Source organism: Cryobacterium sp. SO1, from assembly GCF_004210215.2.
GTDB lineage: Bacteria > Actinomycetota > Actinomycetes > Actinomycetales > Microbacteriaceae > Cryobacterium.
In genome coordinates, this window is sequence record NZ_CP067394.1 from 708,121 (window position 1) to 734,797 (window position 26,677).

The following is a 26,677-nucleotide window of genomic DNA, read 5'->3' on the forward strand; positions in this document are numbered from 1 at the left end:
GGGTCCTTGGTCCGCGCACGTCGGGCGCTCGAGGTTCTACCATTGACAAATGCAACTGGACCAGCACACCGAGACCCCCGCCACCATCGATCCGCCCGTCGATCCGCCCCGCGAGGTGCTGGAGTGGACCGAATTCGCTGACGCGTCCAGGTCGCTGGCCTCCACCGTGCTGGCCAGTGGCTTCCAGCCCGACGTTGTCATCGCCATCGCTCGCGGCGGCCTGCTGCTGGCCGGGGCGATCTCCTACGCCCTCGGCACCAAGAACTGCGGCTCGATCAACGTGGAGTTCTACACCGGCATCGACGAGCGCCTGCCGGAGCCCGTGCTGAGCGGGCCGATGCTCGACGCCCCGGCGCTCGCCGGCCTGCGCGTGCTGCTCGTCGACGACGTCTCCGACTCCGGCCACACCCTGGCCCTTGTTGTCGGCATCCTCAAGGAATCGGCCGGTGAGGTGCGCTCCGCAACCCTGTACACCAAGCCACGCACCGTGCACGTGCCCGACTTCACCTGGCGCGAGACCGACGGCTGGATCGTCTTCCCCTGGTCGTCGCTGCCGCCCGTGACGGCCACCCCGCTGACCTCGGTGGTGGACGCATGAGCATCCACCTCGTCGGCGGCGGCTGGGCTGCCGAGAACGACACCGACAGCGACGCCGTGGTCTACGGCCCGTTCCTGGCCGAGGCCGCGCTGCGCGGAACGGCGGCAGGCCGGGACGAGCCGCGCCTGGCGATCATCGTGGTGCGGAACGGCGACGGCGACGACCACGCCGCCAAACTGGTCGCGGCCCTGGGCGCCGCGGGGCCCATCGACCCGCATCTGACCGTGCTCGGCCTGGCCGACGAGGCCCCCATGCTCGCGGTGGCGGATGTCGACGGCATCGTGATCGGCGGCGGCCTGACCCCCGCCTACCTCACGGCCGTCGCCCCCATCGCCGGGGAGATCCGCCGTCAGGTGGCCGCCGGCATCCCCTACCTCGGCTACTCCGCCGGCGCCATGATCGCCGCAGAACGCGCGGTCCTCGGCGGCTGGCAGATCGGCGGCGTGCCGGTCAGCCCCCAGGACGCCTCGGAGGAGCTCGACGAGATCAGCATCGAGAACGGCATCGGCCTGCTCGACGTGACCGTGGACGTGCACGCCGCCCAGTGGGGCACGCTGGGCCGCATGGTCGCCGCCACCGAGGCCGGCCTGATCCGCGGCGGTCTCGCCGTGGACGAGGGCACCGTGCTGATCGTGGGGCAGGGCACCCTGGGTGTGGCCGGCTCCGGCAGCGTCTGGACCGTCAGCGAGTCAGAGGGCGGGGTGCTGGTGAGCACCTTCGGCTCCTGAACGACGAACCGCCCCCACACGCCGAATGACCGAACCGGCACTGATCGAGCCCGGCTGGGCGCGAGCGTTCGGCCTGCCCGTGACCGGCTCTGCCGCGGCCGATGTCAGCGCGGCCGATGTCAGCGCGGCCGATGTCAGCGCTGCCGATTTCAGCGCGGTCGATGTCAGCACCGTCGCCCCGTTCGCGGCCCCGCTCGCCTTCGCGCGAGCGGCGGCCGCGGCCGGTGAGCAGGTGCTGCCCGCGCCGGAGAACATCCTGCGCGCGTTCCGGCAACCGTTCGACGACGTGCGGGTGCTCATCGTGGGCCAGGACCCGTACCCGACCCCCGGGCATCCGGTGGGCCTGGCGTTCTCGGTGGCGACGGATGTGCGCCCGGTGCCGCGGAGCCTCGCCAACATCTTCACCGAACTTCAGGCCGACCTCGGCCTGCCGACACCGCCGGACGGCGACCTCAGCCCCTGGACCCGGCACGGCGTGCTGCTGCTCAACCGGGTGCTCACCGTGCGGGCCGGCGCGGCCGGCTCGCACCGGCGGCACGGCTGGGAGGCCGTGACCGACCAAGCCATCCGGGCACTCGCCGCCCGCGGCACCCCGCTCGTCGCCATCCTCTGGGGCAAGGACGCCGAGACCCTGAGCCCGCTGCTCGGCCGAACACCCACCATCGTGTCGGCGCATCCGAGCCCGCTGTCGGCCCGGCGCGGCTTCACCGGTTCGCGCCCGTTCAGCCGGGCGAATGCCCTGCTGGCGGAGCAGGGCGCTGCCCCCGTTGACTGGTCACTGACGGTAATCTGAACAGGGTTACGAGAGGACACCACCGGTGCTTGAAGAGGAATACCAGCCGCGTCGACGGCTGCCGCGTCACCTGACGCCGGCGACGGCCCCCGAGGCTCCGTTCGAGTTCGCACTCCGGGACGCCGTGGAAACCGACCTGCCTGACATTCGCGAGATCTACAACTACTACGTCGCCAACAGCACCGTCACCTTCGACGAGGATGCCATGACGCTGGCCGAGTGGCGCGACAAGTTCCACTATCTGGCCAAGCTCGGCATGCCGTTCATCGTGGCCGAATCGCCGGCCGGCCAGCTGCTCGGCTACGCCCTGGTGAGCCCGTGGAAGCAGAAGAAGGCGTACAGGTTCACGGTGGAGAACTCGATCTACCTCGGCGCGGCATCCACGGGCAAGGGCCTGGGCCGGGTGCTGCTGGCCGAACTGATCGAACGCTCACAGGCCGCCGGCCTCAAGGAGATCATCGCCGTGATCGCCGACCAGGGTGCGGAGGCCTCGATCAAGCTGCACCAGGACTTCGGCTTCGAGGAGATCGGCCGGATGGGCAAGGTCGGCTTCAAGTTCGAGCGCTGGCTTGGCACCGTGCTGCTGCAGAAGAGTCTGAAGTAGCCCTCCGGCTCAGCGCTGCGACAGCCGTCCGGTCACGGTCACGACGGCGCGCCGCGGCGCCGAACCGGCCAGCCAGGCCGTGATCCGGTTCTGGGTGCCCGCGACCACGTGCGGGGGAGTGCGGGGCATGTCGAGCGCCGCGAACGCCGCACCCATCACCTCGTCCACGCTCATCAGTCGGCGCGGTCCGCCAGGCGACCGCCGGGCGACGGCGTAGAACTCGGTTTCGGTGGGGCCGGGGCACAGCGCGGTGACCTTGAGACCGGTGGCCCTGGTCTCGTACCAGAGCGCCTCGGTGAGGCTGAGCACGTAGGCCTTGGCGGCGGCGTACACCGCCAGCCGCGGCACCGGCTGGAACGCCGCCGTGCTGGCCACGTTCACCAGCGCCGCGCCGTGCGGATGCGCGAGCGCCGCGGATAGCAGACCCGGCAGCAGGGCGTGGGTGAGATCGGTCAGCGCCGCCACGTTCACGGCGACCTGGTCGTGCACCCGGTCGGCCGGCGCATCCACCAGGGTGCCGAAGTGGCCGAAGCCGGCGTTGTTGATCAGGGTGGCCACCCGGATCTCGCGGTCGGTCAGGTCGCGCACCAGCTCGGGGACGGCACCGGATTCGGCCAGGTCGAGCGGGATCACCGTGGACACGGTGCCGTATTTCTCGGCCAGGTCCACCGCGAGGGCTTCGAGTCGCTCGAGCCGCCGGGCCGTGAGCACGAGGTCGGCGCCGCGACGGGCGAGCTCGTGAGCGAACCCCACACCGAGCCCGCTGGATGCCCCGGTGATCAGGGCCGTCGTGCCCATCGGGTTGTACTGCGTGGCAACGGTGGTGCGGGTCATTCTTCGAGGCTACCCGGGCCGGGCCGGGGCGGCCAGAGTCAGTCCGTCGTCCCGGCACCCGCCGTGCTGCTGCATCCGCCGTACCAACTGCTCCCGAAACGGACATCTGGGCCCGGCACACCGGACGCAGATGTCCGGAGCGGGACCAGTTAGGCGGGCGACCGGGCGGACAACCCGGGCCGGCGGGGCAGGGGCGTGGTTAGGCTCGGGGGATGGCCGACCTCTTCGAACTGACCGCCCTCGACCAGTGGCGCTCGCTGCAGCAGGGTGAGATCAGCCCCACCGAGCTCACCGAGCACTACCTGGCCCGGATCGACCGGCTGAACCCCGGCCTGGGCGCCTTCGTCACGGTGACCGCGGAAAACGCCAGGGCCAGGGCCCGGTTCGTTCAGACGCAGGTGCCCAAGACCGCACCGCTGTGGGGGTTGCCGTTCGGCGACAAGGACCTACAGCTGCGCGCCGGCGTGCCCGCCCGGCTCGGCTCCCGGCTGATGCTGCACAACGTCCCCGAGACCAGTGACCTGCTCGTGCAGGCCCTGGACACCGCCGGCGGCGTGAGCCTGGGCAAGACCGCCACCCCCGAATTCGGCCTTCCCTCCTACACCGAGCCGGTGGCCGGCGCCCCCGCCCGCAACCCGTGGAACCCCGCGCTCGGCGCCGGCGGCTCCAGCGGCGGCGCCGCCGTGGCCGTGGCCGCCCGGATGCTGCCGTTCGCCCCCGGCAGCGACGGCGGCGGTTCGGTGCGCATCCCCGCCGCCGCGTGCGGGCTCGTCGGCCTCAAGCCGTCCCGCGGCCGGATCCCCGCGGCCAGCGGCCTCGAGGTGCCCGGTGGCCTGCCGGTGGCCGGCCCGCTGGCGCGCACCGTGGCGGATGCCGCCCTTCTGCTGGACGCCATGATCGCGCCGGGCGGCGGCCGGGCCGAGCATCCGTTCGCGGTACGAGCGCCCGGCGAAGACGAGCAGCTGCTCGGCGCCGCCGTCCGCGGCGAGGGTCGTTACCAACTGGGCGTGATGACCACCTCGGCCTGGGATGACGCGTACGAGATCAGCCTGGCCCCTGAGGCTCTGGCCGCGCTCACCGCGGCCGTGGACGGTTTCGCCGCCATGGGGCACGGTATCGAACAGACCGCCCTCACCCCCGATCCGAGCTATGCGCCCGCGTTCCGGGCGCTCTGGCAGCTGAGCGCCGCTCGGATCCCCGCCGAGACCGCCGATCAGGAGGCGCTGCTCGAACCCCTGACCCGGTGGCTGATGCACCGCGGCCGGGCGCTCACCGGCCGCGACGTCGCCGAGGCGCTGGCCACCCTCGCGGCGTACGAGCGCTCACTCATCCGCCAGCTGGCCCGGTTCGACGCCGTCCTCACTCCGGCGCTGGCGCTCCCCCCGCGGCCCGTGGGCTGGTACGACGCCGAGGACGGCGAACGCAACTTCGCCCAGCAGGTGCAGTACACCCCGTTCACCTCGATGGTGAACGTCGCGGGCCTGCCGGCCATCACCCTGCCCGTTGCACAGACCACGGACGGCCTGCCGATGGGTGTGCAACTCATCGGACGCCCCGGCGGGGAGGCCACCCTGCTCGCTCTCGGCGCGCAACTGGAGCGCCGGCTACGTTGGCAGGACCGGGTGCCGCCGGCGGCCCGTTAGACCCGCGGCGCCTTCGCGGCCGGACGCGACGGCCACCAGAACCGGTCGCCGGTGAGGAAGACCAGCGCGGGCACCACCAGGGTGCGCACCACGAGGGTGTCCAGAAGCACACCGATGCAGACGATGACACCGATCTGGGTCAGGGCCACGACGGGGAGAACACCCAGCACGGCGAACACCGCCGCGATCAGGATGCCGGCGCTCGTGATGACCGCGCCCGTCGACGACAGCGCCCGCACCATGCCCTCACTGGTGCCGAAGCGGATGCTCTCTTCCCTGGCCCGAGTGGTGAGGAAGATGTTGTAGTCCACACCCAGGGCCACCAGGAACAAGAACGCGAACAGCACCACGTTGGTGTTGAAAGCCGGGAACCCCATCAGGTTCTGGAAGATCCAGTTGGAGGCGCCGAGGCTGGCGAAGAACGTCGCCAGCACGCTCAGGATCAGCAGGACCGGCGCCACCAGCGACCGCAACAGCAGGGCAAGGATGGCGAACACGATCGCCAGGATCATCGGGATGATCAGCGCCTGGTCGTTCTGGGCGCTCGTCTTGTTGTCGAACGCCGTGGCATCGCTGCCGCCGACCAGCGCCTCGGACACGTCGCCCGACGCGTCGGCGTAGGTGCCGCGCAGGGTGTCGATGATGGCGAAGGTCTCGTCGCTGCCCGGTTCGCTGGCCAGGGACAGGTTCAGTCGGGTGAGGCCGTTCGCGCTCTCGCCGGGCAGCACGGACTCGATCCCGGACGTCTCGGTGGCGAGCGCGCTGGCCTCGGTGGCCGCGGCATCCGGAACCAGCACGATGGTCTGGCTGGTCAGGCCGGCGGAGAATGACTCCTCCACGATGGCCTGCGCCTGCACCGACTCGGGCTTGCCGAGCAGCTGGTCGGCCTGCGACAGCCCAACGGACGCACCGATCAGGCCCAGGCTGAGGGCCGCGATACCGGCGACGGATGCGGCGGTGACCACGAGCGGACGACGCTGCACGCCGCGGCCGAGGCGGGTCCAGAAGCCGGTGCGCGCCTCGGCCTCGGCGCCGGGTACGTAGCGGGGGATGAACGGCCAGAACAGGCCGCGGCCGCAGACCACAAGGGCGGCGGGCAGCACGACCAGGGCGAAGATGATGGCGATGACGACGCCGATGGCGCAGGCGAAGCCGAGCGCCCGGTTGCCCGACAATTCGGCGAACAGCAGGGTGAGCAGGCTGAGCGCGACAGTGCCGCCGCTGGCGGCGATGGCCGGGCCGGCACCGCGCACGGCGGCGAGCATGGCGGCGTTGCGGTTCTCGGTGCGCAGAAGTTCCTCCCGATAGCGCGCCACGAGCAGCAGGGCATAGTTCGTGCCCGCGCCGAAGACCAGCACGGATTGGATGCCGGCGACGGAGGGGTCGAGGGTGATGCCGAACGGCTCGGCGAGGGCACCCACGACGACGGTGGAGAGACCGTCCGCCACGCCGACGACGACGAGGGGGACGATCCAGAGCACCGGGCTGCGGTACGTGACGATCAGGAGCACGGCCACGACGATCACGGTGACGAGCAGGAGTCGCAGGTCGGCACCGGCGAAGGCGTTCGTGATGTCGGATTGGAATCCGACAGCCCCGGTGACGTAGGTGTCCAGGCCGTCCGGCAAATCGGCGGATGCGGTGTCACGGATGTCGGTGGCGGTCTGGCCGATATCGGCGTTGGCCTCGTCCGCATTCAGCGGAACGATGCTGATGGCAGCTTTTCCGTCGTCGCTGAACCGCGGTGTGGTGGCCTGCGGGGCGATCGACTGCTCGGCCAAAGCAGCGCCCTGAGCGGTGATGGCCGCAAGGTCGGCTTCGGAGAGCTCGCCGCCGTCCCTGCTCCACACCACGATTGCGGAGGTCTGCTCGGCGGACGGGAAGTCGGCGAGGAGAGCGTCCACTTGGGCCGCCTGGCTGGAGGTGGGGAGCCCCGAGGTGGGGAATTCCTCGGAATCGTCCGACGGGAGGAGGGTGAAAAGCAGTCCGACCGCGACGATCGTCGCAACGAGCACGACCCAGGCGGTGCGCCGGCCTGTGATGAAGCGCTGAATCGCGAGCACAATTCCTCCAATAGTATTGATTGCTAGGTTTCCTAGTGATCTGCGTAATAGTATCTCCTCTATGGAAGAGCGTCGCAACCTCGCTCCCGGCGTGGCCTCCGGGGTCTCCGGCCAGCCGGATTCGGATGCGATCGGTGCCGCCCTGCACCAGATTGTGCAGCTGTCGCGCGCCTTCGAGCGCCAGGTCGGGCAGGCACTCGAGGTGAACACCACCGACCTGGCCGCGATGGAACACCTCATCCAGGAGGGGGAGCTGACCCCGGGGGAGCTCTCTCGCCGTCTGGACATTTCCACGGCGGCGACCACCCTGGTCATCGACCGGCTGGTTGCACTCGGTCACGCACAGCGTCATCCGCACACGTCAGACCGGCGCAAGGTTGTCGTGGTTCCCGCCCAGGAGTCGGTCGCGCGCGCCTTCCAGCAACTGCACCCGGTGATCGGGGGCGTTGCGGCTCTCACCCAGGAGCTCTCCGACGATGAGCGACAGATCGTCGGGGCCTATTTGACCCGGGTCATCGGCGTCTACCGGTCGTCCCTCGACTCGCCATCCTGAGGGTCGACCTCGGCACCCGGCCACGCCGACACAAGCACAATGTTTTGATTCAATCAAAACAATTGGTAGCGTGGGCGAATGGGTGACAACGAACGGACGCGAGCGGCAGAGCCGCCGGGGCCGCTCGCCGACAGCATCCGTGCCTCCGGTCTGAAGGTCACCGCTCCCCGGCTGGCGGTGCTGCGGGTTCTCGACCAGGCTCCGCACTCGACCGCGGAGCGCCTCTTCGCCACGGTTCGGGCAGAGCTGCCGGGAACATCGCTGCAGGCCGTCTACGGCGTGCTCGCGGCCTTCACCGGCGCCGGGATCGCTCGCAAGATCGAGCCAGCCGGCTCGCCGGCGCTTTTCGAACGTCAGGTCGGCGACAACCATCACCACATCGTCTGCACGCGCTGCGGTGCCGTGCGCGATGTCGGCTGCGTCGTGGGCGAGGCCCCCTGCCTGACGCCGTCCAGCACCTCCGGGTTCACCGTGCATACCGCCGAGGTCACGTACTGGGGCCTGTGCCCCGACTGCCAGGCGGCCACATCTTCCTCACCTTCCCCGCTGTAGAACAAAGGAGCACCATGACGACACTGCCCCCCACCACCACCCAAACCGGGACCCCGGTTCCCAGCGACGAGCACTCCCTCACCGCCGGCGCCGACGGCGTCACCGCCCTGCACGACCGCTACCTGCTCGAGAAGCTCGCCCAGTTCAACCGCGAGCGCATCCCGGAGCGCATCGTGCACGCCAAGGGCGGCGGGGCGCACGGCGTCTTCGAGGTCACCGGCGACGTATCCGCCTATACCCGTGCCGCCCTGTTCCAGCCCGGCGCCCGTACCGACACCCTGCAGCGCTTCTCCAGCGTCGCCGGCGAGCAGGGCTCGCCCGACACCTGGCGCGACGTGCGCGGCTTCTCGGTGAAGTTCTACACGACCGAGGGCAACTACGACATCGTCGGCAACAACACCCCGGTGTTCTTCATCCGTGATGGCATCAAGTTCCCCGACTTCATCCACTCGCAGAAGCGCCTGCCGGGCTCCGGCCTCCGCGACGCCGACATGCAGTGGGACTTCTGGACCCTCTCGCCCGAGTCCGCTCACCAGGTGACCTACCTGATGGGCGACCGCGGCCTGCCGCGCTCCTGGCGCACCATGCCCGGCTTCGGCTCGCACACCTATCAGTGGATCAATGCCGCCGGTGAGCGCTTCTGGGTGAAGTACCACTTCACCTCCAACCAGGGCAACATCGAGATGGAAGGCGCCGAGGCCGAGCTCATCGCCGGCGCCGACGCCGACTACTACCGCCGCGACCTCTACGAGGCCATCGACGCCGGCGACTTCCCGTCCTGGGACGTGCACGTGCAGGTCATGCCGTACGACGAGGGAAAGACCTACCGGTTCAACCCGTTCGACCTCACCAAGGTCTGGCCGCACAGTGACTTCCCGCTGATCAAGGTGGGCACGCACACCCTCAACCGCAACCCGGGCAACTTCTTCGCCGAGATCGAGCAGGCCGCGTTCTCGCCGGCCAACTTCGTACCCGGCATCGCAGCCAGCCCCGACAAGATGCTGATGGCGCGCATCTTCTCCTACCCGGATGCCCAGCGCTACCGCGTGGGCACCAACTACAACCAGCTGCCGATCAACGCCCCGCAGGCCCCGGTCAACAACTACTCGCAGGATGGCGCCGCCCGGTACCACTTCAGCGAGGCCAGCGCCCCGAACTACGCGCCCAACTCGCTCGGTGGCCCCGTCGCCGACGAGGCCCTCGCGGGCGACGGCAGCTGGGAGAACGATGGTGCGCTGGTGCGGAGCGCCGCCACACTCCGCTCCGAGGACGACGACTTCGGCCAGGCCGGCACCCTTTACCGCGACGTCTTCGACGACGCGGCCAAGGCCCGGTTCCTGGAGACCATCACCGGTGCCGTCGGCGGCGTCACCCGCCCCGAGGTCAAGGAACGCGCCATCGCGTACTGGACCAGCGTGGACGCCACCCTCGGCGCGAGCCTCAGGCTGAACCTGGCCGACGGCGACGCCGAGGCCACCTCGGCCAACGTGGCCGCCGAACCCGTCGGCGTCGGCGAGTAGCAAGCGCTACTGCGCTCCTGGGCCGTGCGGTCGACTCTGGTCGGCCGCGCGACCCATTCGCGTTTCGCACCCCGATCATCGGACGAGCCCCCGTTCAATGGTCGAGCCCCCGTTCGCTGGTCGAGCCCCCGTTCGCTGGTCGAGCTTGTCGAGACCCGGTGAGCCTGTCTGCGTTCAGAGGATGGCTCACGGGATCTCGACAAGCTCGATCAACGGGGGCGGGAGGCTCGATCGCCCCCCCGGGTGCAAATGAGGTTAGGCATGCCATACTTAGGCCATGCTTACTTCGACAGTCGCTCCCGCGCCGGCCGCCGCACGCGTGCGGGCCCCGCGCCCCAGCTACCGCCCGTTCGCTGTCTCGGTCGCCCGGCTGCAACGGCTGTCGACCAACTTCACCCGGGTGACCTTCACGGGGCCCGATCTGCACGAATTCGGCACCGCAGGCCTCGACCAGCGCATCAAGATCGTGCTGCCGCTGCCCGGTGTGGGCGTCTCACCGTTCCCGCGGAACGACTCCTGGTACGAGACCTGGCGCGACCTGCCCGACGAGCGCCGCAACCCGATCCGCACCTACACGGTGCGGCACGCCCGCCCCGAGCACCGCGAGGTGGACATCGACTTCGTCACCCACGGTGACGCCGGCCCCGCCTCGCGCTGGGTGCGCGCTGCGATCGTCGGCGACGAGGTCGCCATCGTGGGACCGGTCGCCGACGGTGACAACCCGGTGGTCGGCATCGAATGGGCGCCGGGCAACGCCAACACCGTGCTGATCGCCGGCGACGAGACCGCCGCCCCGGCCATCTGTGCGATCCTCTCCGCGCTGCCCCGCACCGCGCGCGGCTGCGCCTACATCGAGGTACCCGAGGCCGGCGACGCCCACGACACCAACGCTCCGGATGGCGTCACGGTCACCTGGCTGCCCCGCAACGGCGCCGGGCACGGCGCAGCGCTCGAGGCCGCGGTGAAAGGCTGGACCGCCCGGTTCATGACCGCGCACCACAGTGGCACCGAGCTGCCCGACATCGACATCGACGAGTCGATCCTCTGGGAGGTGCCCGACGGGTCGGCCCTGGACGGTGCCGCGCTGGGCGGGGAGCTCTACGCCTGGCTGGCCGGCGAGGCCGGCGTGATCAAGCGCCTGCGCCGGTTCCTGGTCTCCGAGGTCGGCATCGACCGCCGCCAGGTGGCCTTCATGGGGTACTGGCGCGACGGTCGCGCGGAGCACGCGTGACCGCACGCGTGGGGCGCAAGTAGCCGCCCTTCTCCAGCCCGGCATCGATCTCGAACCGGTTCTTCAGTGGGTCGCGCCCGGCGATGAAGTACAGCACCGGGAAGAGCATGCCGTAGCGCTGCCACTGTGCCTTGTGCACGGCCTCGTGCTCGAGCACATCCGCGGTGACGTTCTGGTTCGTGAGGTACACGCCGCCCACGCAGGCGCCGCCGCGGCCGAACGCCCAGGCGGGCAGGCCGCGGAATACGAACAGGCCGTTGACGCGTTCGATGCGGCCGGTGCTCCAGACGGCGCCCCAGACCAGGCCGACCGCCGTGGCGTAGAGGTACCCCGCCCGGCTGAGCGGGGAGTCGAACAACAGCCGCCGCATCACACGCCCCGGTTGTCGACCGCCGGCGGACGGCCGTAGGCCTCGAGCAGGCGCAACCAGACCTCGCTGAGCGTGGGGTAGCTGGGCACGGCGTGCCACAGCCGGCTGATCGGCACCTCGCCCACCACGGCGATGGTGGCCGCGTGCAGCAGCTCGCCGACGCCGGCGCCCACGAACGTGACCCCCAGCAGCTTTTCGCTGTCGAGGTCCACGACGGCGCGCGCCCGACCGGTGTACCCGTCGGCCAGCACGCTCGCGCCGGCGACCCCGGCCAGGTCGTAGTCGAGCACCCGGATGTGGAAACCCGCCTTCTCCGCCGCCGCCGCGGTGAGGCCGACCGAGGCCACCTCGGGGTCGGTGAAGGTGACCTGTGGCACAGCGGCGTGGTCGGCCGTGGCCACGTGGGTGCCCCACGGGGCGTCGTCGACGATGTGGCCGGCGGCGCGCGCCGCGATGACGTCGCCCGCGGCGCGGGCCTGGTACTTGCCCTGGTGGGTGAGCAGGGCCCGGTGGTTGAGGTCGCCGGTGGCGTACAACCAGTCGCCCGCCAGGGCGGGGGAGTCGCCCGTGACGAGCAGGGTGTCGTCCACAGCCACCCACTCGCCCGGGATGAGACCCACGGTTGCCAGACCGAGGTCCTGGCTGCGCGGCACCCGGCCGGTGGCCACGAGCACCTCGTCGGCGGTGATCGTGCGGCCGTCGGCGAGCACCAGGGCCACCTCGCCGGTCTCGGTGCGCCGGGCGGCGATGGGGCTCGCGCCGGTGACCACGTCCACGCCCTCGTCGGCGAGGGCCGTGGCCACCATCTCGCCGGCGAAGGGCTCCTGATCGCGCAGCAGGGAGCTGCGCACCAGCAGGGTGACCTTCGCGCCCAGGGACCGGTACGCGGCCGCCATCTCCACGGCCACCACCCCGCCGCCGATGATGGCGAGATGGCCGGGGACGTCGCTCACCGAGGTGGCGTCCCGGCTGGTCCACGGAGACACGTCGGCCAGGCCGTCGATGTCGGGCAGCAGGGCGCTCGAGCCGGTGCTGAGCACGACGGCGTGTTTCGCGGTGACTATCACCGGGCCCTCCGCGGTGTCGACGGTGACCTCGCGGATGCCGCTGAGCCTGGCGTGCCCGCGCAGCAGGTCGATGCCGGCGGAGTCGAGCCAGTCGGCCTGGCTGTCGTCGTTCCAGTCGTGGGTGAACGAGGTGCGGCGCTTCAGTACCGCCGCCACGTCGAGCCGGCCGGTGATTGCCTCGGCCGCGCCGGCCACCCGGCGGGCCGCGGCGAGGGCGGCGCCGCTGCGCAGCAGCACCTTGGACGGCATGCAGGCCCAGTAGGAGCACTCGCCGCCCACCAGCTCGGCCTCCACGATGAGGGTGCTCAGGCCGCCCTGCACGGTGCGGTCGGCCACGTTCTCGCCCACGGCGCCGGCGCCGATCACGATGACGTCATAGCTGCGGGTGGTGCTTGGAGTGGGTGCTGTCGAGGTCGTGTCGCTCATCGTCGCAGCCTACCGACCGCACCTCCAAAGAATCCAGACCAAGGCCGGGTGAGCAGAACTCCTGCAGAATTTCGGCGCCGCTGCGCGCATCCGCGTCATTCCGGGATGCGCTGTCGGCCGGGTAGAAGAATTGCAGGAGTTATGCGCCCGGCGACGAGGGAGGAGTGGCCGTCAGCGGCCCTGGAACTCGGCGGGGGTGCGGGAGAGGAACGCCTCCATGCCGATCCGGGCATCCGTGCTGGCGGCCAGGCGGGCCAGGGCGGGCTGCAGTTCGGCCTCGGCCGCCGCCGGCCCGTCGCGGAGTGCCAGGCGGGCGTTGGCCAGGGTGGCCTGCACTGCCAGCGGGGCCTGGGCGGCGATGCGCTCGGCGAGTTCGATGGCCCGGTGCAGTTCACGGCCGTTCGGCACGATCTCCTGCACCAGGCCCATCCGGTGCGCCTCGCGGGCGTCGAACAGGTCGCCGGTGAGCAGCCAGCGCATGGCGTTGCCCCAGCCGGCGGTCCGGGGGAAGCGCAGGGTGGCGCCGCCGAACGGCAGGATGCCCCGGCTCACCTCGATCTGGCCGAACCGGGTGGACTCCGCGGCGACGACGATGTCGCTGGCCAGCATCAGCTCGATGCCCAGCGTGAGGCAGGTGCCCTGCACGGCGATCACGACGGGTTTGCTCAGCGCGGTGCCGTCGACCTGCCAGGGGTTGATGCCGCCCTCCGGCACGATGTTGATGCCGTGCGGCCCGAGCCGTGGGCCCACATCGGCCAGATCGAGCCCGGCCGTGAAGTGCTCGCCGATGGCATGCACCACGCCCACGCGCAACTCGGGGTCCCGCTCAAGCTCGCCGTAGGCCAGCGCCAGCTGCTGCAGCATGGCGAAATCCGCCGCGTTGCGCTTCTCGGCTCGGTTCAGCCCAATCAACAGCAGGTGCCCCCGTCGTTCGGTCACGACGCGTGCTTCGTCCATGGATGTTCTCCTTCGATCGATTGGCCCGCGAACCGTGAGAAAAGCACCCAAAAACGCGAGTTTTCGGGGCTTAGCTCACAGTTCGCGAGGGGGCAGTCAGCGGGTGAGGGCGCCGATGATGCGCAGGATGCTGGGCAGGTCGTCGGTGGCGGCCTCGGGGGAGGACGGCGCGAAGCCGGCGATGGTGGCTCCGGCCAGGGCGAACTCGGCGCGGAGCGCCGTGATCGCCGCGGTGAGCGACTCCACGGCCAGGCCGAACGGGTAGATGTTCGACAGCCCTACGATGGTGGCCGGGTCGAGTACGTCCAGGTCGATGTGCAGGTAGATGTGGGCAGCATTGGTGCGCTTCACGGCGGCCACCAGGGCCTCCGGGGTGCCGAGATTCTCCACCGACACCAGCGGGATGGCCTGTTCGGTGATGAAAACGTCTTCGGCGGGGTCGATGTCGCGCACCCCGGCCAGCACCACCCTGTCCGGCGTGAGGCGGGCATCCGGGTCGAGCGCAAGACCGTCGACGCCGTCGCCGAGGATGGCCCGCAGCACCATGCCGCCGAAGCCGCCGGACTGCGACGACACGCTGGTGTGCAGGTCGGGGTGCGCGTCGAACCAGACCAGCGCCACGTCGCCGGGGTGCCGGCGGGACGCGTGTTCGACGGCGCCGAAGGACACCCCGCAGTCGCCGCCGATCGTGAGCACCGGCTCCGAGCTGGCGCGCAGCACCGCCAGCTGCCGGTCGTGCACGGTCAGCAACGACGAGAACCGGTGGATGCCGGTGTCCAACGCATCACCCGCCTCGGCGGGCACCTCGACGGGATAGGTGACCGAGAACGGCAGGTCACCCTGGATCGCCTCGGCCCCGTCGACGAGGCGCATTGCGCGCGGGGAAACTGAACCTTGCCACTGCGGGACGACCACGTAGTTGGGGGACACCACCCCAGTATGCTCCTCGGCCCCGCCCCGGCGCATCTGCCAGGTCGCGCGGGTGCGGGGCCGGGCCGATCCGGCTAGTCGGCCTGAGGCATGTCCCGGTAGCGGATGGCCGCGCTCACCGCTTCGCGCAGCTCGAACGCGTCCATCCGCGGGCCGTAGCCGGGGGTGTCGCGCTGGATGCGCCAGCTCTCGGTGAGCGGGCCGAGGTCGACGGTGTCGAAGCCGAACGTGTCCAGCAGCGCGGTGACAGTTTCGCGGGCGTCGGGGTCGTTGCCGGCGATGACCAGGGCGCGCCGGTTCTCGGTACCGGTGGGCAGGCCATCCGTGGTGAGGTCGGTGGCATAGATGTGGTTGAACGCCTTGACGACCCTGGAGTCCGGCAGCAGCGCCTGTAGCAGCTCGGCGGTGGTCGTGGTCTCTTCGTCGAGGGCGGCGATGTTGCCGTCCCGCTGGGGATAGTAGTTGTTGGTGTCGATCACGAGCTTGCCGGCCAGTTCGGGCAGCGGCAGGGTGTTGATGGCGTGCAGCGGGATGGTCACAATGACCAGGTCACCGGCGGTGGCGGTCTCCGCGGGCCGGGCGGCGCGGGCGCGCGGGCCCAGCTCGTCGATCAGCGTCTCAAGCGTGGCGGGGCCGCGGGAATTGCTCACCACGACGTCGTATCCATTGGCCACACCGAGGCGGGCGAGTTGGCTGCCGATATTACCGGCACCGATGATTCCGAGAGTAGTCATGCTGGTGGCAACCTGAAACGGCCCCGGGATGTTCCCGAGGCCGTTCCGGATGGTGAGGATGTGCGAACTGTTACTGCTCGATCGAGGAGGGCGAGCCGGCCTTGAGCGCGGCGAGGCGGGCATCCACCTCGGTGAGTTCGCCGAGGTCGTCGAGGCTCTCGAACTGCGCGTCGAGGCTGGAGGCGGCGAGCTCGCTGGCGCCGCGCACCTTGGCCTCTTCGCGGCGGATCTTGTCCTCGAACCGGCTGACCTCGCTGGTCGGGTCCATCATGTCGATGCTCTTCACGGCGTCCATCACCTGCGACTGCGCGGCCGCGGTCTTGGAGCGGGCGATGAGCTCGCTGCGCTTGGCGGTGAGCTGGCCCAGCTTGGTCTTCATGGTGTTCAGGCCGGTCTTGAGCTGCTCCACCACTGCGGTCTGGCTCTGGATCTGCGGTTCGGCGTCCTTCGCCTCTTTCTCGGACTGCAGCTGACGGCCGAGGGCCACCTTGGCGAGGTTGTCGAACTTGTCGGCGTCGACGGTGTTGCCCGCTGTGCGCAGCTCATCGGCCTTGCGGCTGGCGGCCAGCGCCTTCCGGCCCCACTCGCCGGCGGCCTGCACGTCTTCGCGGTGATCGTCTTCGAGAAGGCGCAGGTTGCCGATGGTCTCGGCGATGGCGCTCTCGGCGTCGGCGATGCTGTTGGTGAAGTCCCGTACCATCTGGTCGAGCATCTTCTCGGGGTCTTCCGCGGAGTCCAGCAGGGCGTTGATGTTCGCCCGGGTGAGCTGGGCGATGCGGCCGAAGATCGACTGCTTGGTCATATGAGTGTCCTTTCGAAGGGTGTCAACGCTTAGAAACTACCGCGTTCACCTCCACATGTGCCTGTGTGAGCACCAGTCCGGCCGGCAAGGATATCCGCCGGATAGTGTGTGTTCACAAGCCGAAACGCCCAGCCGAACAACTGTCGAGGATCATCACCATGCCGACCCCCCTGAGCCTGACGATTGTGCCGGGCATCAACGACTCCACCGCGAAGCACTGGCAGAGCCGCTGGCAGGCGACGCAGACGGATGCGGTGCGCATCCGCCCGGTCTCGTGGGACGAACCGGACCTTCAGGACTGGGTCGGCGCGGTGGATGCGGCCGTGACCACGCCGGACACGATCATCGTGGCGCACAGCCTGGGGTGCCTGGCTGCTGCGACCTGGCTGGCCCAGAACCCCGGCCGGGTGCGCGGCGCCCTGCTGGTGGCGCCGCCCGACCGGTCCGGGCCACGGTTCCCGCCGGCCGCCCCCACCTTCCAGGCCGCCGAACCCGAGACGCTCGGCACCCCGGCCTTGGTGGTCGCCAGCGCCGATGACCCGTTCTGCGCCCTCGGCACCGCGCGCACCCTGGCCGCGGTGTGGGGCGCCGGATTCGTCGAGGTGGGCAGCCGGGGCCACATCAACATCGCCAGCAAGCTCGGCGACTGGCCGGCCGGTCGGGCCCTGCTCGACGAGTTCGCCGAGAGCCTGGCCGGGATGGTGCGCTGATGACCGACCCGGAGGTGCTCACCCGCCAGACCGTCGACCTGCTGCGCGACCTCATTCGCAACGCCTGCGTGAACGACGGCACCGCGGACTCCGGCGGGGAAACACGCAGCGTGCGCACGCTGGAGGGTTTCTTCGCCGGCTCCGGGCTCGAACTCGAGGTGGTGGAGCCGCATCCGGGGCGGGCGTCGCTGATCGCGCGCCTCCGCGGCACCGACACCGCGGCCCCGTCGTTGGCGCTGGTGGGCCACACCGACGTCGTGCCGGTGGACCTGGCCGGGTGGAGCCGGGACCCGTTCACCGCCGAGCTGATCGACGGGGAGATCTGGGGGCGCGGCGCCCTCGACATGCTCTACCTCACGGCCAGCTACGCCGTCGTGATCCGCGACATCGCCATGGGCCCGTTCCGGCCGCGCGGCGACCTGATCTTCGCGGCCGTCGCCGACGAGGAAAGCGGCAGCCGGTACGGGGTGGGCTGGCTCACCGAGCACCGGCTCGACCTCATCGACGCCGACTTCGTGCTCACCGAATCCGGCGGGGCGCCCGTCGGTGTGCGGCCGTCGATCACCACCACCGTGGGGGAGAAGGGCATCGCCGGCCGCCGGCTGGTGGTGCACGGCACGCCAGGTCACGGTTCGGCGCCGTGGGGCGCCCGAAACGCGGCCGTGATCGCCGCCGAGGCCGTGAGCCGGTTGGCCCGTTTCGAGGCGCCCGTGCAGATCACCGCCGACTGGCGGCACTACGTAGAGGTGTTGGGGGTGCCCGTCGAGCTGGCCGAGAGGCTCACCGACCCGGCCCGCATCGACGACGCCGTGCACGAGCTGGGCACCCTGGCCGGCTTCGCGCACGCCTCCAGCCACACCACCATCTCGCCCAACATCATCCGCGCCGGCAACAAGGAGAACGTCATCCCGTCGCTGGCCACCGTGGACCTCGACATCCGGGTGCTGCCCGGCATCGACGCCGGCCACGTTGATGGCTACCTGCGCCACGCGCTCGGCGAGCTGATGGTCGACATCGAGATCGTCGGCGACAGGTTCGAAGCGGCCACCCGCTCGCCCGTGGACACCCCGCTGTTCGCCGCGCTCAGCGCCGCGGTCGCCCGCGCCTACCCCAACGCCGATCTGCTACCGGTGCTCAGCGTCGGCGGCTCCGACGCCCGGTTCTACCGGCGCCGCGGCATCCCCGCGTACGGCTTCGGCCTGCTCAGCCCGCGCTGGGATTACGGCACCTTCCGGATGCTCTTCCACGGCAACGACGAACGCATCGACGTGGCCTCGATCGCCCTCACCGTCGCCGCCCTCGACTTCACGGTGCGCGAGGTGCTCGGATGACCGTGCCCGCAAAGACCGTGGCAACCGGAACCGTGCGGCTGCGCGTCGTCGACTGGGCCGACCCGCGGGCTGTCGCTCTCCGCGGCGCCATGGACGACGAGATCATGCCCCGGTACGCCACCATGGGCGTCACCCTGATCGCCACCGTCGACGACGTACCCGCCGCCCACGCCGCCCACGCCGCCCTGCGCATGCTCGGAACGGAATATGAACTCAAACGGCTCGTCACCCGGGCCGAGTACCGCGGCCGTGGCCTCAGCAATCCCATCCCGATTTATCCGCCCTACGAGACGATCTGGTTCTCGCTCTGCTCCGAACGGATGCTGCCGTGAGCACCCGCGTCGACACCCTCGTCATCGGCGGCGGCGCCATGGGCTCGGCGGCCGCCTGGGAGCTGGCCCGCCGGGGGCGCGACGTGACCCTGCTCGAGCGTTTCGAGCGCGGGCACACCAACGGCGCCTCGCACGGCGCCTCCCGCAACTTCAACCTCAGCTACTCGGACCCCACCTACGTGGCCATGCTCGTCGAGGCGCTGCGCCTCTGGCGGGAGCTCGAGGACGACACCGACACCCGGCTGCTCGAGCAGGTGGGCCTGGTCAACCACGGCGAGGGTCAACCATTCGCCGAGGTTCACGCGGCCCTGTCCGGGGTGGGATTCGACCCCGAGCTGCTGAACGTCGAGGCCGCGCGGGAGCGCTGGCCGGGCATCCGTTTTGACACCGAGGTGCTGTACACGCCGGAGTCCGGCCGGCTGAACGCGAACGCGTCTCTCGACGCGCTGCAGCAGGCCGCTGCCGCGCACGGTGCGCGCGTCGAGCACGGCATGCCCGTCACCCGGCTCACGGTGCAGGGTGATGACAGCGTGCTCGTCGACACCGACACCGAACAGTTCCGGGCCCGCCGGGTGATCCTCACCGTCGGCGCCTGGACCACCTCGCTGCTGGGCGGCCTGCTGCCGTTGCCGCGTCTGGTCGTCACCCAGGAGCAGCCGGCGCACTTCGCGGCGATCGACACCAGCTTCACCTGGCCGGGCTTCAACCACGGCTACCGGCCCGGCGCGCTCGGCTACGAGTACTGGCGCTCACCGGTCTACGGGATGCACACTCCCGGCGAGGGCATCAAGGCAGGTTGGCACGGTGTCGGCCCCGTCGTCGACCCCGACCACCGCGACTTCACCGCCGAGCCCGAGCAGCTGCTGGCCCTCCGCCGCTACGCCCGCGAGTGGCTGCCCGGCGCCGATCCCGACAGCTTCGCCGAGATCAGCTGCACCTACACGACCACCCCGGATTCCCACTTCGTGCTCGACCGGCGCGGCCCGCTGATCGTCGGCGCCGGCTTCTCCGGCCATGGCTTCAAGTTCACCCCCACCGTCGGGCGCATCCTCGCCGACCTCACGGTCGACGTGCCCGCCCCGCCCTTCTTCGCCCTCGGCCGGTAGCCGCCCGCGCAATGGGCGTCCGTCGGTATGCGGTGCTCTCGGTCACCTTTGTTGGCTATGCGTTGTAGTTCTTCACCGATTCGCGGATGGTTCCGGCGTGCAGGTAGATCTCGTCCAGCGTGCTGATCGCGTGACGCGTTTCCACCTTGTCCTTGTCGAAAACGCCGAGGTACTTCTGCTTCTGTCCGTTGAAATGCAGACGAGCGATCGGCTTGCGGTTGTTGTCATCGAGCAGCACGGCGAAGTAGGACTTCGCGTCCCGGTGCATGACCCGCTGGGGCTTGACTTCGCTGCAAGCGATGGCCTTGACGATCTGGTAGCCCTCGAGTTCTTCGAGGGTGGTGTCGATCTCGGTGTCCCTGTCGAGGTCGTCGGTGGCGACGGGCTGGCTGGTAAGCCCTGTGGCCTCAGCGGATACGGGAAGGGGAGAGAACGCTGACGAGCCGAGTGCGGTCTTGAGCCGGTCGTTGACCTGGTCGTTCAGGAACTGCTTGGTCGCCTTGGTGACCAGGGTCGTGAACTGTTCCCGCACCTTCTGGGTGAATGCTCCGTCATACACGCGCGTGGTGAAGAATCGGATCCACTCGTCCTGCGGCTCCTTGAACTGGGCTGCGATTGTTCGCTTGATCTGGCCGATGTACTTGAGTTCTTCGGCGGCGTTGATGATCGAGTCGAGGTCGAAAACATCCTTGGTGAGCTTGCGCAGCTCGGGGAGCAGTGTTTCGTCGATATCGAGCAGGTCCAGAACCAAGAAGGGCTTGTCGTCCATTCGGTTCGGCGCATCCAGGTCGGTGTAGAACTGGTAGGTCTCACCATTGGTGAGCACGGCGATGCGCGCGTTGGTGACGGCGAAGTAGCGGAACAGCTGGGAAGCATGCTCGATCTTCAGCGCTTCCTTGGACTTCTTGCACTCAATGAGGATCTGCACTTCACCATCACGCATGATCGCGTAGTCGACCTTCTCGCCCTTCTTCACCCCGACGTCCGCGGTGAACTCCGGGACGACTTCGAGAGGGTTGAATACGTCATAGCCGAGGATGGTGCTGATGAACGGCATGATGAAGGCGTTCTTGGTGGCTTCTTCTGTCTGGATCGCTTCTCGCTGGTTCCGGACTTTCAGCGCCAGTGCCGCAAGCAACTCTGCAAATTCCATGGTTCTCCCCGTGTGGTCCAAGTTATTCCGACGATAGCGGCCGGCCGTCGGCGGGCTGCCCAGTTTCCCGGTGCTTCCCCCCGAAGTGGGATGCCCAGTCAGGGGGATGGGGGCTGCTGAATATCGAGTTGCCACTTGATGCCGATTGCGGGCTCTGGAGAGGGCGCCAAGTGGTATCTCACCGGGGCAGACGCCGCTGAGTTGCCATTTACGGTCCCGTCAGTGCCCAGCAAGGGGCGCCAACTGGCAAGTCACCACCCGCGTAGGCGCGGGGCGGGCTAGAACCGCCCGCCACCGCCGCGCCGGCCGCGGGTGCCGCTGCCGCCGAAGCTGCCGGGGCTCCGGCCGCCCCCGCCGAAGCCGCCGCCACTGCTGCGCCGGCCGCCGCCGCCCATCCCGCCGAAGCCGCCGCCACCACCGCCACCGAACAAGCCGCCCCCGCCACCGAGCACCTGCCCGATCAGAATGCCGCCGAGCACGGCGCCCATCGACCCGTTGCTGCCGCCGCGGCGGCTGGCCCCACCGCCGCCGAAGAAATCGCCGAAGTCGTCGTCGTTGTTGGAAAAGCTGTCGACGTCCCGCCGGGCCATGGCCGTCGCCTCCGCGGCCAGCGAACCGGCCCGCTGGGAGACCGCCAACGCGGCGGCCGGGTCGCTCGCCACCAGCGAGTCGGCCTGCGCGGTCAACCGGCCGGCCTCGGCGAGCCGGGTGCGCGCCTCCGCGCCGACAGCGCCCCGCCGCGCGGTGATGAAGTCCTCCGCCGCCGACACCTGGCTCTGGGCGGCCTGCAGGCTCTGGGCCAGCGCCGCCTGCAGACGTTGGGCCTGCACCTGGGCGTTCCGCACGCCCTGCAGCGTGGCATCCATGGTGGCGTTCGTGGCCTCGAGAGTCCGCAGCAGTTCGAGAGGATTCACCGGCGGCGCGCTCAGGCCGGCGCGCACCTCTGCCATCGTCTGCTCGGTCCGCGCGATCACACCGGGCACCGCGGCGGCCGAGGCGTCGCCCGCCGCGGGCAGAGCCCGCGCCGTGACCAGGTCGGTGTCGAGGTCGGCGAGCATTGCCGGGATGCCGGACTCGGCCCGCTGCAGGTCGGCCGCGAGCCTGTCGACGGCGTCGACCAGCAGTTTCGCCTGGTCGATGGCCTCCTCCGCCGCACGGATGTCCACGGCCGCGGCGCTCGCGTCGCCGGCGGTGATCCCGGTGCGGGCTTCGGCCAGCGCGTTGGTGGCGAAGGTGAGCCGTTCGGCCGCCTGGTCGGGGTTGTCGGCGACGGTGTCGATGGCGGCGGCGGTGTACCGGACGGCGAGGTCGGCCACCCTGGTCTCGGCCTGGTCCAGTCTGACGTCGATCGCAGCCAACTCGGTCTCGAGCGCTGCCGCGGCTGCCGGGGCATTGGCCTCCAGTTGCCGCAACTCGTCGAACGCGGCGGCCTGCTCGTCGAGGGCCCGGTTGGCCTCGGCGCACAGGGCGATGATCTGGCGGTACCAGGCGCGCACCTGTTCCTCGGTGTCGGGTTCGGCGTCGTCGAGGCGCTGCTGCAGGGAGAACGCCTGGCCGAGTTTGCCGGCCGCGCCGCTCACGGCGGCCTGGAACGGCTCGGCGGCCGCCGCACCGTACTGGGCGAGTGCAAAACCGACCTCCTGCCCGCTGGTCTTGATCGCATCGTCGGTCTCGATCAGCGCGCTCGACGCCTCCCGTTTCAGCTCGGCCGTCGGCACCTCGGCGGCCGCCTGCCCCTGGCCGATCCCGGGCGAGGTGCCCCGCCGGCGCAGCACCAGGATCACGACCGTGACAACCGCCGCGACCACGGCGAGCACCAGCAGCACCGCGATCCAGAGCGGAAATCCGCCGCCGGAGCTCGGGCTGGCGTCACCCGGCGTGATGACCGGGGCCGACAACGGCTCACCCGCCACGCTCTGCTGCATGGCCGTGGCGCCGTTGATGGCGGCGCCGGCCCAGTCGTTTTCCCGCAGCGAAGGTTCGATGGCGGTGTTCTGCACCTCGGCGAGCTGGGCTTCGTCGAGCGCGAAGTCCGTGGCGACCGACAACTGATACTGCCGGTCATCCGTCGCCACGGCCAGCAGCACGTCGTTGTCGCCCAACCCGTTGTCCACCGCGGTCTGGTCGGCCCACGTCGACGTGTCGCCTACGCCGTCGAAGCTGGACACATAGGCGACGAACAGGTCGATCTGGGTGCCGGCGAACAGGGCGTCGAGGGCGGCGACCACCTCGGGTTCCCGGTCGCCGAGCGCGCCGACGGTGTCCACGATGTGGCTCTCCTCGAACGTCACCGGATCATCCGCCCGGGCGGGTGCCGCCCCGCCGAGCCCGGCGCCGAGCCCCGCGCCCAACACAGCGACGACCGCCGCGAGCAGCACACCCGCGCCCATCCGGGTGAGAGTCGGTCGTCTGCGCGTGCGGCTGGGCTGCATTGGTCCACTTCCTCGGATGCTGTGACCTGTCGAGCATAGAACGCGGTGCTCTGTTGCGCTCTGTTACCGCCCAACGGATGCCGGAGCCCCCGCTCCGGCACACTGGAACCCGCACCCCACCACACGATCCCGTCACGAAAGGCGAGTCATGACCACCCCGAAGCTCGCCACCATGACGGCCCGGCGCCCCACCCTCGCCGTCGTCGAGGTCACCCGCAGCCGGCCCGATCGCCCCGCATACCACGCCAAGGTGCAGACCCTCAATGCCACCGTCGTGGATGCCGGAACCGCCGAAGGCTGGACCGTCGTGCGACTGGCCGCCGCGGACCTCGACCCCGCGGCACTGCTGGACCTCACCGACTCGGCCGACGCCCTCGTGATCGTCGGCGGCGAAGACATCGACCCGCGCTTCTATGGCGGCCAGGCCGGCTACGAGGGGGAAACCACCCACTTCAGCGACGCCGACGAAGGCCAGATCGCCCTCGTGCAGCGCGCCGCCGACCGGGGCACCCCGGTGCTGGGCATCTGCCGCGGACTGCAGATCATCAACGTCGCCCTCGGCGGCGACCTGGTGCAGCACCTCGACGACGGCATCCACCGCAACGTGGGCGTGCCCATCGACGAGATCCTCTCCACCCACGACGTCGCCCTGAGCGCCACCAGCACGCTCGCCGCAGCGCTCGGCGACACCCGCATCTCGGTGCAGAGCGCCCACCACCAGAGCGTCGGCCGGCTCGGAGCGGGCCTCACGCCGGTGGCCACCGCCCCCGACGGTCTCGTCGAGGCCGTGGAGCACGACACCCTGCCGATCACCGGCGTGCAGTGGCACCCGGAGGCCCCGGATGCGCCCGCCACCCAGTTGCCCCTCCTCCTAGCGTCCCTCTACCGCGCGGTCACCGCTCAGACCCAGGCCACCGAGCTCGCCCGGGCCGCCTAACCCCACCCACGCCCTTTCGCGAACCGTGAGTTAAGCCCCGAAAACCTCGAGTTTGAGGTGCTTAACTCACAGTTCGCGGGGTGAGGCGGGCCAGGAACGCGGGGAGGTCCAGCTCGTGTTCGAAGGGTTCGCCGATCGTCGTCGCGTCGTAGTACAGGCCGTCGGCCAGGAGCATCGTCGCGCGGGCGAGGTCTGGGTCGCGCAGGTCGTCGTTCAGGATGCCGAAATAGCGCCGGCGCATCTCCACGATCACCGCGCGGGCGCGCGGGTTGCCGCGAGCCAGCGCCCCGCCGGCCAGGGTCGCGCGGTCCAGCGGGCTGTTGACGTACTCCGCCAGGCTCACGTAGTACGCGGCGGCACCCTGCGGGGCCGCGCGCATCCGGTCGTACTCGGCGGCGGCCAGGGTTTCGAGCCGGTCGATGAGCGCCGTCTCGAGGCCCTCGCGGGAGCCGAAGTGGTAGAGCAGCCCGCCCTTGGTGACGCCGGCCGCCCGAGCGACAGCGTCCAGCGAGGAGCCGGAGCCACTCCTGTCGAGGAGCAGTTCCTGGAACGCGGTGAGGATGCTCTCACGGGCGCTGTCGCGGTGTAGGGCCATGACCGCGACTTTACTGTACTTGGTGGTATAGTCATATTCTGCTGTACCCAGTGGTGCAGTAAAACTCGCCGTTCTTCGGAACCCCGTTCTTCAGCCAGGTCAACATGAGCATCACAAACAGCATCCCCACCTCTAACCAGCCCGCCATCGCCGAGGCGAGAACACCCCGCGCCGGCCGCCGCGAATGGTTGGGCCTGGTGCTGCTGATGCTGCCGGTGCTGCTGATCTCGGTGGACAACACCGTGCTCAGCTTTGCGCTGCCGGCCATCAGCCTCGATCTGCGCCCCAGCAGCACCACGCTGCTCTGGATCGTGGACATCTACCCACTCGTGCTCGCCGGCCTGCTCGTGGCCATGGGCACCCTGGGCGACCGCGTCGGCCGCCGCAAACTGCTCCTGATCGGGGCCACCGGCTTCGGAGCGGTCTCGGTGGCCGCCGCGTTCGCGCCCACCGCCGAGCTGCTTATCGCGGCTCGGGCGGTGATGGGTTTCTTCGGCGCGATGATCATGCCCTCCACCCTGTCGCTGTTGCGCAGCCTCTTCCTGGATGCCCGCCAACGCACCCTGGCCATCGCGGTGTGGGCCGGCGCGTTCGCGGCTGGGTCCAGCCTCGGCCCCATCGTCGGGGGCATCGTGCTGCAGCACTTCAGCTGGGGTGCGGTGTTCCTCATCGCGGTGCCGTTCCTGCTGCCGCTCGTGGCATTCGCGGGCGTTCTCATCCCCGAGTCGAAGGACCCGGCGCCGCTTCGCATCGACGTGGTCAGCGTGGCCCTGTCGCTGCTCACCCTCGCCCCGCTGGTGTTCGCGATCAAGACCCTCACCCACGACGGCGTCACCCTGGTCGGTGTCGCCGCGTTGGTCCTGGCGCTGGTGGCCGGGGCGCTGTTCCTGCGCCGGCAGCTGCGGATCGACAACCCCCTGCTCGACCTGACCCTGTTCCACCACGCCCCGTTCGCCGGGTCGGTGCTGGCGAACTTCCTCGCCGTGTTCAGCCTGGTCGGCTTCCTGTTCTTCGTCTCGCAGCACCTGCAGCTGGTGCTCGGCCTCGACCCGCTCGATGCCGGCCTGCTGCTCTTGCCCGGCGCGGTGTTGTCGGTCGTGGCCGGCTTGGCCGCGGCCTACGTGGTGCGGCGGGTCCCGCCGCGCCTGGTGATCGTGGGCGGCATCCTGCTCTCCGCGGCCGGCTTCGGCCTGATCGTGCTGCTGCGGGAGAACCTCACCGCGGGCGTCCTGACGCTCGCCTTCGGCATCCTCTCGGTGGGCGTCGGCGCCGCGGAGACCATCTCCAACGACACCATCCTCAGCTCGGTGCCGCCGGACAAGGCCGGTGCCGCGGCCGGGGTCTCCGAGACCGCCTACGAGCTCGGCGCCGTGCTCGGCACCGCCGTGCTCGGCGCGATCCTGGCGGCGTCCTACCGCGCCAGCGTGGTGCTGCCGGACGGCCTCGGCCGCGGAGCTGCCGCGCAGGCCGGCGAGACCCTCGGTGGTGCGCTGGGCGTGGCCGGCGAACTTCCCACAGCCGACGCCCTCGCGCTCACCGAGTCGGCCAGGGCCGCGTTCGACAGCGGAGTGGGGGTCACCTCGATCATCGCTGTGGTGCTGATGCTCGTCGCCGCCGTGGTGGTGCAGCGGAGCATGCGGCCCCGCCGCCCCTCGCGCTAACCGCCCCGCCGGGCG

At 70.3% G+C, this 26,677-nt stretch carries 26 protein-coding genes; 15 read left to right on the top strand and 11 right to left on the bottom strand.

Annotated elements, in window-relative coordinates:
* Positions 1-49: 49 nt before the first annotated feature.
* From BJQ95_RS03310 to BJQ95_RS03325, 4 genes are read left to right on the top strand one after another with little or no spacing between them, the layout of a single operon-like run.
* A complete protein-coding gene (locus BJQ95_RS03310; protein WP_130177318.1) occupies positions 50-598 on the top strand; it encodes a phosphoribosyltransferase in 549 nt (182 codons plus the stop codon).
* Positions 595-1,326 carry a Type 1 glutamine amidotransferase-like domain-containing protein gene (locus BJQ95_RS03315; protein ID WP_130177319.1) on the top strand — a complete coding sequence of 244 codons (732 nt, stop codon included), beginning with the start codon at positions 595-597 and terminating at the stop codon, positions 1,324-1,326. Before BJQ95_RS03310 ends, BJQ95_RS03315 begins: the two co-directional genes overlap by 4 nt.
* A 25-nt stretch (positions 1,327-1,351) precedes the next feature.
* The gene (locus BJQ95_RS03320; RefSeq protein ID WP_130177320.1) at positions 1,352-2,119 is read left to right on the top strand and encodes a uracil-DNA glycosylase; all 768 of its coding nucleotides are present in this window, start codon (positions 1,352-1,354) and stop codon (positions 2,117-2,119) included.
* A 25-nt stretch (positions 2,120-2,144) separates the two neighbouring features.
* Positions 2,145-2,723 carry a GNAT family N-acetyltransferase gene (locus BJQ95_RS03325; protein ID WP_130177321.1) on the top strand — a complete coding sequence of 193 codons (579 nt, stop codon included), beginning with the start codon at positions 2,145-2,147 and terminating at the stop codon, positions 2,721-2,723.
* A gap of 9 nt (positions 2,724-2,732) precedes the next feature.
* Here the strand turns inward: BJQ95_RS03325 and BJQ95_RS03330 are convergent, their stop codons facing one another.
* Positions 2,733-3,557 (bottom strand): SDR family oxidoreductase, encoded by an 825-nt coding sequence (locus BJQ95_RS03330; RefSeq protein ID WP_240694697.1) that lies wholly within the window; start codon positions 3,555-3,557, stop codon positions 2,733-2,735.
* Positions 3,558-3,769: 212 nt separating this feature from the next.
* On the opposite strand from BJQ95_RS03330, the gene BJQ95_RS03335 reads away from it, so the two are divergent.
* Complete coding sequence (locus tag BJQ95_RS03335) at positions 3,770-5,200, top strand: amidase (protein WP_130177322.1); 1,431 nt, start codon at positions 3,770-3,772, stop codon at positions 5,198-5,200.
* Here the strand turns inward: BJQ95_RS03335 and BJQ95_RS03340 are convergent.
* Entirely contained in the window at positions 5,197-7,263 is a 2,067-nt protein-coding gene (locus BJQ95_RS03340) for an MMPL family transporter (protein ID WP_130177323.1), read from the bottom strand. The genes BJQ95_RS03335 and BJQ95_RS03340 overlap by 4 nt on opposite strands.
* A gap of 61 nt (positions 7,264-7,324) precedes the next feature.
* Here BJQ95_RS03340 and BJQ95_RS03345 point away from each other — a divergent pair, with 61 nt between their 5' ends.
* The 4 genes from BJQ95_RS03345 (at position 7,325) to BJQ95_RS03360 (ending at position 11,119) form a co-directional block, all read left to right on the top strand.
* Positions 7,325-7,816: a MarR family winged helix-turn-helix transcriptional regulator gene (locus tag BJQ95_RS03345; RefSeq protein WP_130177324.1), complete on the top strand. Its 492-nt coding sequence runs from the start codon at positions 7,325-7,327 to the stop codon at positions 7,814-7,816.
* A gap of 78 nt (positions 7,817-7,894) precedes the next feature.
* On the top strand, positions 7,895-8,368 hold the full coding sequence (locus BJQ95_RS03350) for a Fur family transcriptional regulator (RefSeq protein WP_130177325.1): 474 nt from the start codon (positions 7,895-7,897) through the stop codon (positions 8,366-8,368).
* 14 nt (positions 8,369-8,382) lie between these two features.
* A complete protein-coding gene (locus BJQ95_RS03355; RefSeq protein ID WP_130177326.1) occupies positions 8,383-9,888 on the top strand; it encodes a catalase in 1,506 nt (501 codons plus the stop codon).
* A gap of 277 nt (positions 9,889-10,165) precedes the next feature.
* Positions 10,166-11,119, top strand: a complete 954-nt coding sequence (locus tag BJQ95_RS03360; protein WP_130177327.1) for a siderophore-interacting protein — start codon at positions 10,166-10,168, stop codon at positions 11,117-11,119.
* Here BJQ95_RS03360 and BJQ95_RS03365 read toward each other — a convergent pair.
* The 6 genes from BJQ95_RS03365 to BJQ95_RS03390 all read right to left on the bottom strand — a co-directional run bounded on the left by BJQ95_RS03365 (position 11,079) and on the right by BJQ95_RS03390 (position 16,405).
* On the bottom strand, positions 11,079-11,489 hold the full coding sequence (locus BJQ95_RS03365; protein ID WP_130177328.1) for a Fe-S oxidoreductase: 411 nt from the start codon (positions 11,487-11,489) through the stop codon (positions 11,079-11,081). The two genes, BJQ95_RS03360 and BJQ95_RS03365, sit on opposite strands and share 41 nt — an antisense overlap.
* The gene (locus BJQ95_RS03370; protein WP_130177329.1) at positions 11,489-12,982 is read right to left on the bottom strand and encodes an NAD(P)/FAD-dependent oxidoreductase; all 1,494 of its coding nucleotides are present in this window, start codon (positions 12,980-12,982) and stop codon (positions 11,489-11,491) included. The genes BJQ95_RS03365 and BJQ95_RS03370 overlap by 1 nt, the downstream gene beginning before the upstream one ends.
* 171 nt (positions 12,983-13,153) lie before the next feature.
* Positions 13,154-13,939: a crotonase/enoyl-CoA hydratase family protein gene (locus BJQ95_RS03375; protein WP_130177330.1), complete on the bottom strand. Its 786-nt coding sequence runs from the start codon at positions 13,937-13,939 to the stop codon at positions 13,154-13,156.
* 96 nt (positions 13,940-14,035) lie between these two features.
* Positions 14,036-14,869, bottom strand: coding sequence for an arginase family protein (locus BJQ95_RS03380; RefSeq protein ID WP_130177331.1), 834 nt, complete (start codon positions 14,867-14,869; stop codon positions 14,036-14,038).
* Between the two features lie 74 nt (positions 14,870-14,943).
* Entirely contained in the window at positions 14,944-15,603 is a 660-nt protein-coding gene (locus BJQ95_RS03385; RefSeq protein ID WP_130177332.1) for an NADPH-dependent F420 reductase, read from the bottom strand.
* 70 nt (positions 15,604-15,673) lie between these two features.
* On the bottom strand, positions 15,674-16,405 hold the full coding sequence (locus tag BJQ95_RS03390) for a PspA/IM30 family protein (protein WP_130177333.1): 732 nt from the start codon (positions 16,403-16,405) through the stop codon (positions 15,674-15,676).
* Positions 16,406-16,563: 158 nt separating this feature from the next.
* On the opposite strand from BJQ95_RS03390, the gene BJQ95_RS03395 reads away from it, so the two are divergent.
* From BJQ95_RS03395 to BJQ95_RS03410, 4 genes are read left to right on the top strand one after another with little or no spacing between them, the layout of a single operon-like run.
* Complete coding sequence (locus BJQ95_RS03395) at positions 16,564-17,115, top strand: alpha/beta hydrolase (RefSeq protein ID WP_130177334.1); 552 nt, start codon at positions 16,564-16,566, stop codon at positions 17,113-17,115.
* Positions 17,115-18,446 (top strand): M20/M25/M40 family metallo-hydrolase, encoded by a 1,332-nt coding sequence (locus BJQ95_RS03400; protein ID WP_130177335.1) that lies wholly within the window; start codon positions 17,115-17,117, stop codon positions 18,444-18,446. Before BJQ95_RS03395 ends, BJQ95_RS03400 begins: the two co-directional genes overlap by 1 nt.
* Positions 18,443-18,778, top strand: coding sequence for a hypothetical protein (locus BJQ95_RS03405; RefSeq protein WP_130177336.1), 336 nt, complete (start codon positions 18,443-18,445; stop codon positions 18,776-18,778). The genes BJQ95_RS03400 and BJQ95_RS03405 overlap by 4 nt, the downstream gene beginning before the upstream one ends.
* Positions 18,775-19,884 (top strand): FAD-dependent oxidoreductase, encoded by a 1,110-nt coding sequence (locus BJQ95_RS03410; RefSeq protein WP_130177337.1) that lies wholly within the window; start codon positions 18,775-18,777, stop codon positions 19,882-19,884. The genes BJQ95_RS03405 and BJQ95_RS03410 overlap by 4 nt, the downstream gene beginning before the upstream one ends.
* A 55-nt stretch (positions 19,885-19,939) precedes the next feature.
* On the opposite strand, the gene BJQ95_RS03415 is transcribed toward BJQ95_RS03410, so the two are convergent.
* Both BJQ95_RS03415 and BJQ95_RS03420 read right to left on the bottom strand, forming a co-directional pair.
* Positions 19,940-21,037, bottom strand: a complete 1,098-nt coding sequence (locus BJQ95_RS03415; RefSeq protein WP_130177338.1) for a type I restriction endonuclease — start codon at positions 21,035-21,037, stop codon at positions 19,940-19,942.
* A gap of 278 nt (positions 21,038-21,315) precedes the next feature.
* Positions 21,316-23,469: a YgcG family protein gene (locus tag BJQ95_RS03420; RefSeq protein ID WP_256041509.1), complete on the bottom strand. Its 2,154-nt coding sequence runs from the start codon at positions 23,467-23,469 to the stop codon at positions 21,316-21,318.
* A 148-nt stretch (positions 23,470-23,617) separates the two neighbouring features.
* Here BJQ95_RS03420 and BJQ95_RS03425 point away from each other — a divergent pair, with 148 nt between their 5' ends.
* On the top strand, positions 23,618-24,406 hold the full coding sequence (locus tag BJQ95_RS03425; protein WP_240694684.1) for a gamma-glutamyl-gamma-aminobutyrate hydrolase family protein: 789 nt from the start codon (positions 23,618-23,620) through the stop codon (positions 24,404-24,406).
* 61 nt (positions 24,407-24,467) lie between these two features.
* Here BJQ95_RS03425 and BJQ95_RS03430 read toward each other — a convergent pair whose 3' ends face one another.
* Positions 24,468-25,001: a TetR/AcrR family transcriptional regulator gene (locus BJQ95_RS03430; protein WP_130177208.1), complete on the bottom strand. Its 534-nt coding sequence runs from the start codon at positions 24,999-25,001 to the stop codon at positions 24,468-24,470.
* Positions 25,002-25,105: 104 nt separating this feature from the next.
* Between BJQ95_RS03430 and BJQ95_RS03435 the strand changes: the two genes are divergently transcribed.
* Positions 25,106-26,662 (top strand): MFS transporter, encoded by a 1,557-nt coding sequence (locus tag BJQ95_RS03435; protein WP_130177207.1) that lies wholly within the window; start codon positions 25,106-25,108, stop codon positions 26,660-26,662.
* The last annotated feature ends 15 nt before the right edge of the window (positions 26,663-26,677 follow it).

Excerpts from the sequence above, each read along its gene's own strand:
- BJQ95_RS03435 (WP_130177207.1), top strand. The coding sequence starts at position 25,106 with ATGAGCATCACAAACAGCATCCCCACCTCTAACCAGCCCGCCATCGCC.
- BJQ95_RS03415 (WP_130177338.1), bottom strand. The coding sequence starts at position 21,037 with ATGGAATTTGCAGAGTTGCTTGCGGCACTGGCGCTGAAAGTCCGGAAC.
- BJQ95_RS03420 (WP_256041509.1), bottom strand. The coding sequence starts at position 23,469 with ATGCAGCCCAGCCGCACGCGCAGACGACCGACTCTCACCCGGATGGGC.
- BJQ95_RS03360 (WP_130177327.1), top strand. The coding sequence starts at position 10,166 with ATGCTTACTTCGACAGTCGCTCCCGCGCCGGCCGCCGCACGCGTGCGG.
- BJQ95_RS03390 (WP_130177333.1), bottom strand. The coding sequence starts at position 16,405 with ATGACCAAGCAGTCGATCTTCGGCCGCATCGCCCAGCTCACCCGGGCG.
- BJQ95_RS03400 (WP_130177335.1), top strand. The coding sequence starts at position 17,115 with ATGACCGACCCGGAGGTGCTCACCCGCCAGACCGTCGACCTGCTGCGC.
- BJQ95_RS03385 (WP_130177332.1), bottom strand. The coding sequence starts at position 15,603 with ATGACTACTCTCGGAATCATCGGTGCCGGTAATATCGGCAGCCAACTC.
- BJQ95_RS03370 (WP_130177329.1), bottom strand. The coding sequence starts at position 12,982 with ATGAGCGACACGACCTCGACAGCACCCACTCCAAGCACCACCCGCAGC.
- BJQ95_RS03335 (WP_130177322.1), top strand. The coding sequence starts at position 3,770 with ATGGCCGACCTCTTCGAACTGACCGCCCTCGACCAGTGGCGCTCGCTG.
- BJQ95_RS03395 (WP_130177334.1), top strand. The coding sequence starts at position 16,564 with ATGCCGACCCCCCTGAGCCTGACGATTGTGCCGGGCATCAACGACTCC.
- BJQ95_RS03350 (WP_130177325.1), top strand. The coding sequence starts at position 7,895 with ATGGGTGACAACGAACGGACGCGAGCGGCAGAGCCGCCGGGGCCGCTC.
- BJQ95_RS03430 (WP_130177208.1), bottom strand. The coding sequence starts at position 25,001 with ATGGCCCTACACCGCGACAGCGCCCGTGAGAGCATCCTCACCGCGTTC.
- BJQ95_RS03310 (WP_130177318.1), top strand. The coding sequence starts at position 50 with ATGCAACTGGACCAGCACACCGAGACCCCCGCCACCATCGATCCGCCC.
- BJQ95_RS03405 (WP_130177336.1), top strand. The coding sequence starts at position 18,443 with ATGACCGTGCCCGCAAAGACCGTGGCAACCGGAACCGTGCGGCTGCGC.
- BJQ95_RS03320 (WP_130177320.1), top strand. The coding sequence starts at position 1,352 with ATGACCGAACCGGCACTGATCGAGCCCGGCTGGGCGCGAGCGTTCGGC.
- BJQ95_RS03375 (WP_130177330.1), bottom strand. The coding sequence starts at position 13,939 with ATGGACGAAGCACGCGTCGTGACCGAACGACGGGGGCACCTGCTGTTG.
- BJQ95_RS03355 (WP_130177326.1), top strand. The coding sequence starts at position 8,383 with ATGACGACACTGCCCCCCACCACCACCCAAACCGGGACCCCGGTTCCC.
- BJQ95_RS03315 (WP_130177319.1), top strand. The coding sequence starts at position 595 with ATGAGCATCCACCTCGTCGGCGGCGGCTGGGCTGCCGAGAACGACACC.
- BJQ95_RS03330 (WP_240694697.1), bottom strand. The coding sequence starts at position 3,557 with ATGACCCGCACCACCGTTGCCACGCAGTACAACCCGATGGGCACGACG.
- BJQ95_RS03425 (WP_240694684.1), top strand. The coding sequence starts at position 23,618 with ATGACCACCCCGAAGCTCGCCACCATGACGGCCCGGCGCCCCACCCTC.
- BJQ95_RS03345 (WP_130177324.1), top strand. The coding sequence starts at position 7,325 with ATGGAAGAGCGTCGCAACCTCGCTCCCGGCGTGGCCTCCGGGGTCTCC.
- BJQ95_RS03365 (WP_130177328.1), bottom strand. The coding sequence starts at position 11,489 with ATGCGGCGGCTGTTGTTCGACTCCCCGCTCAGCCGGGCGGGGTACCTC.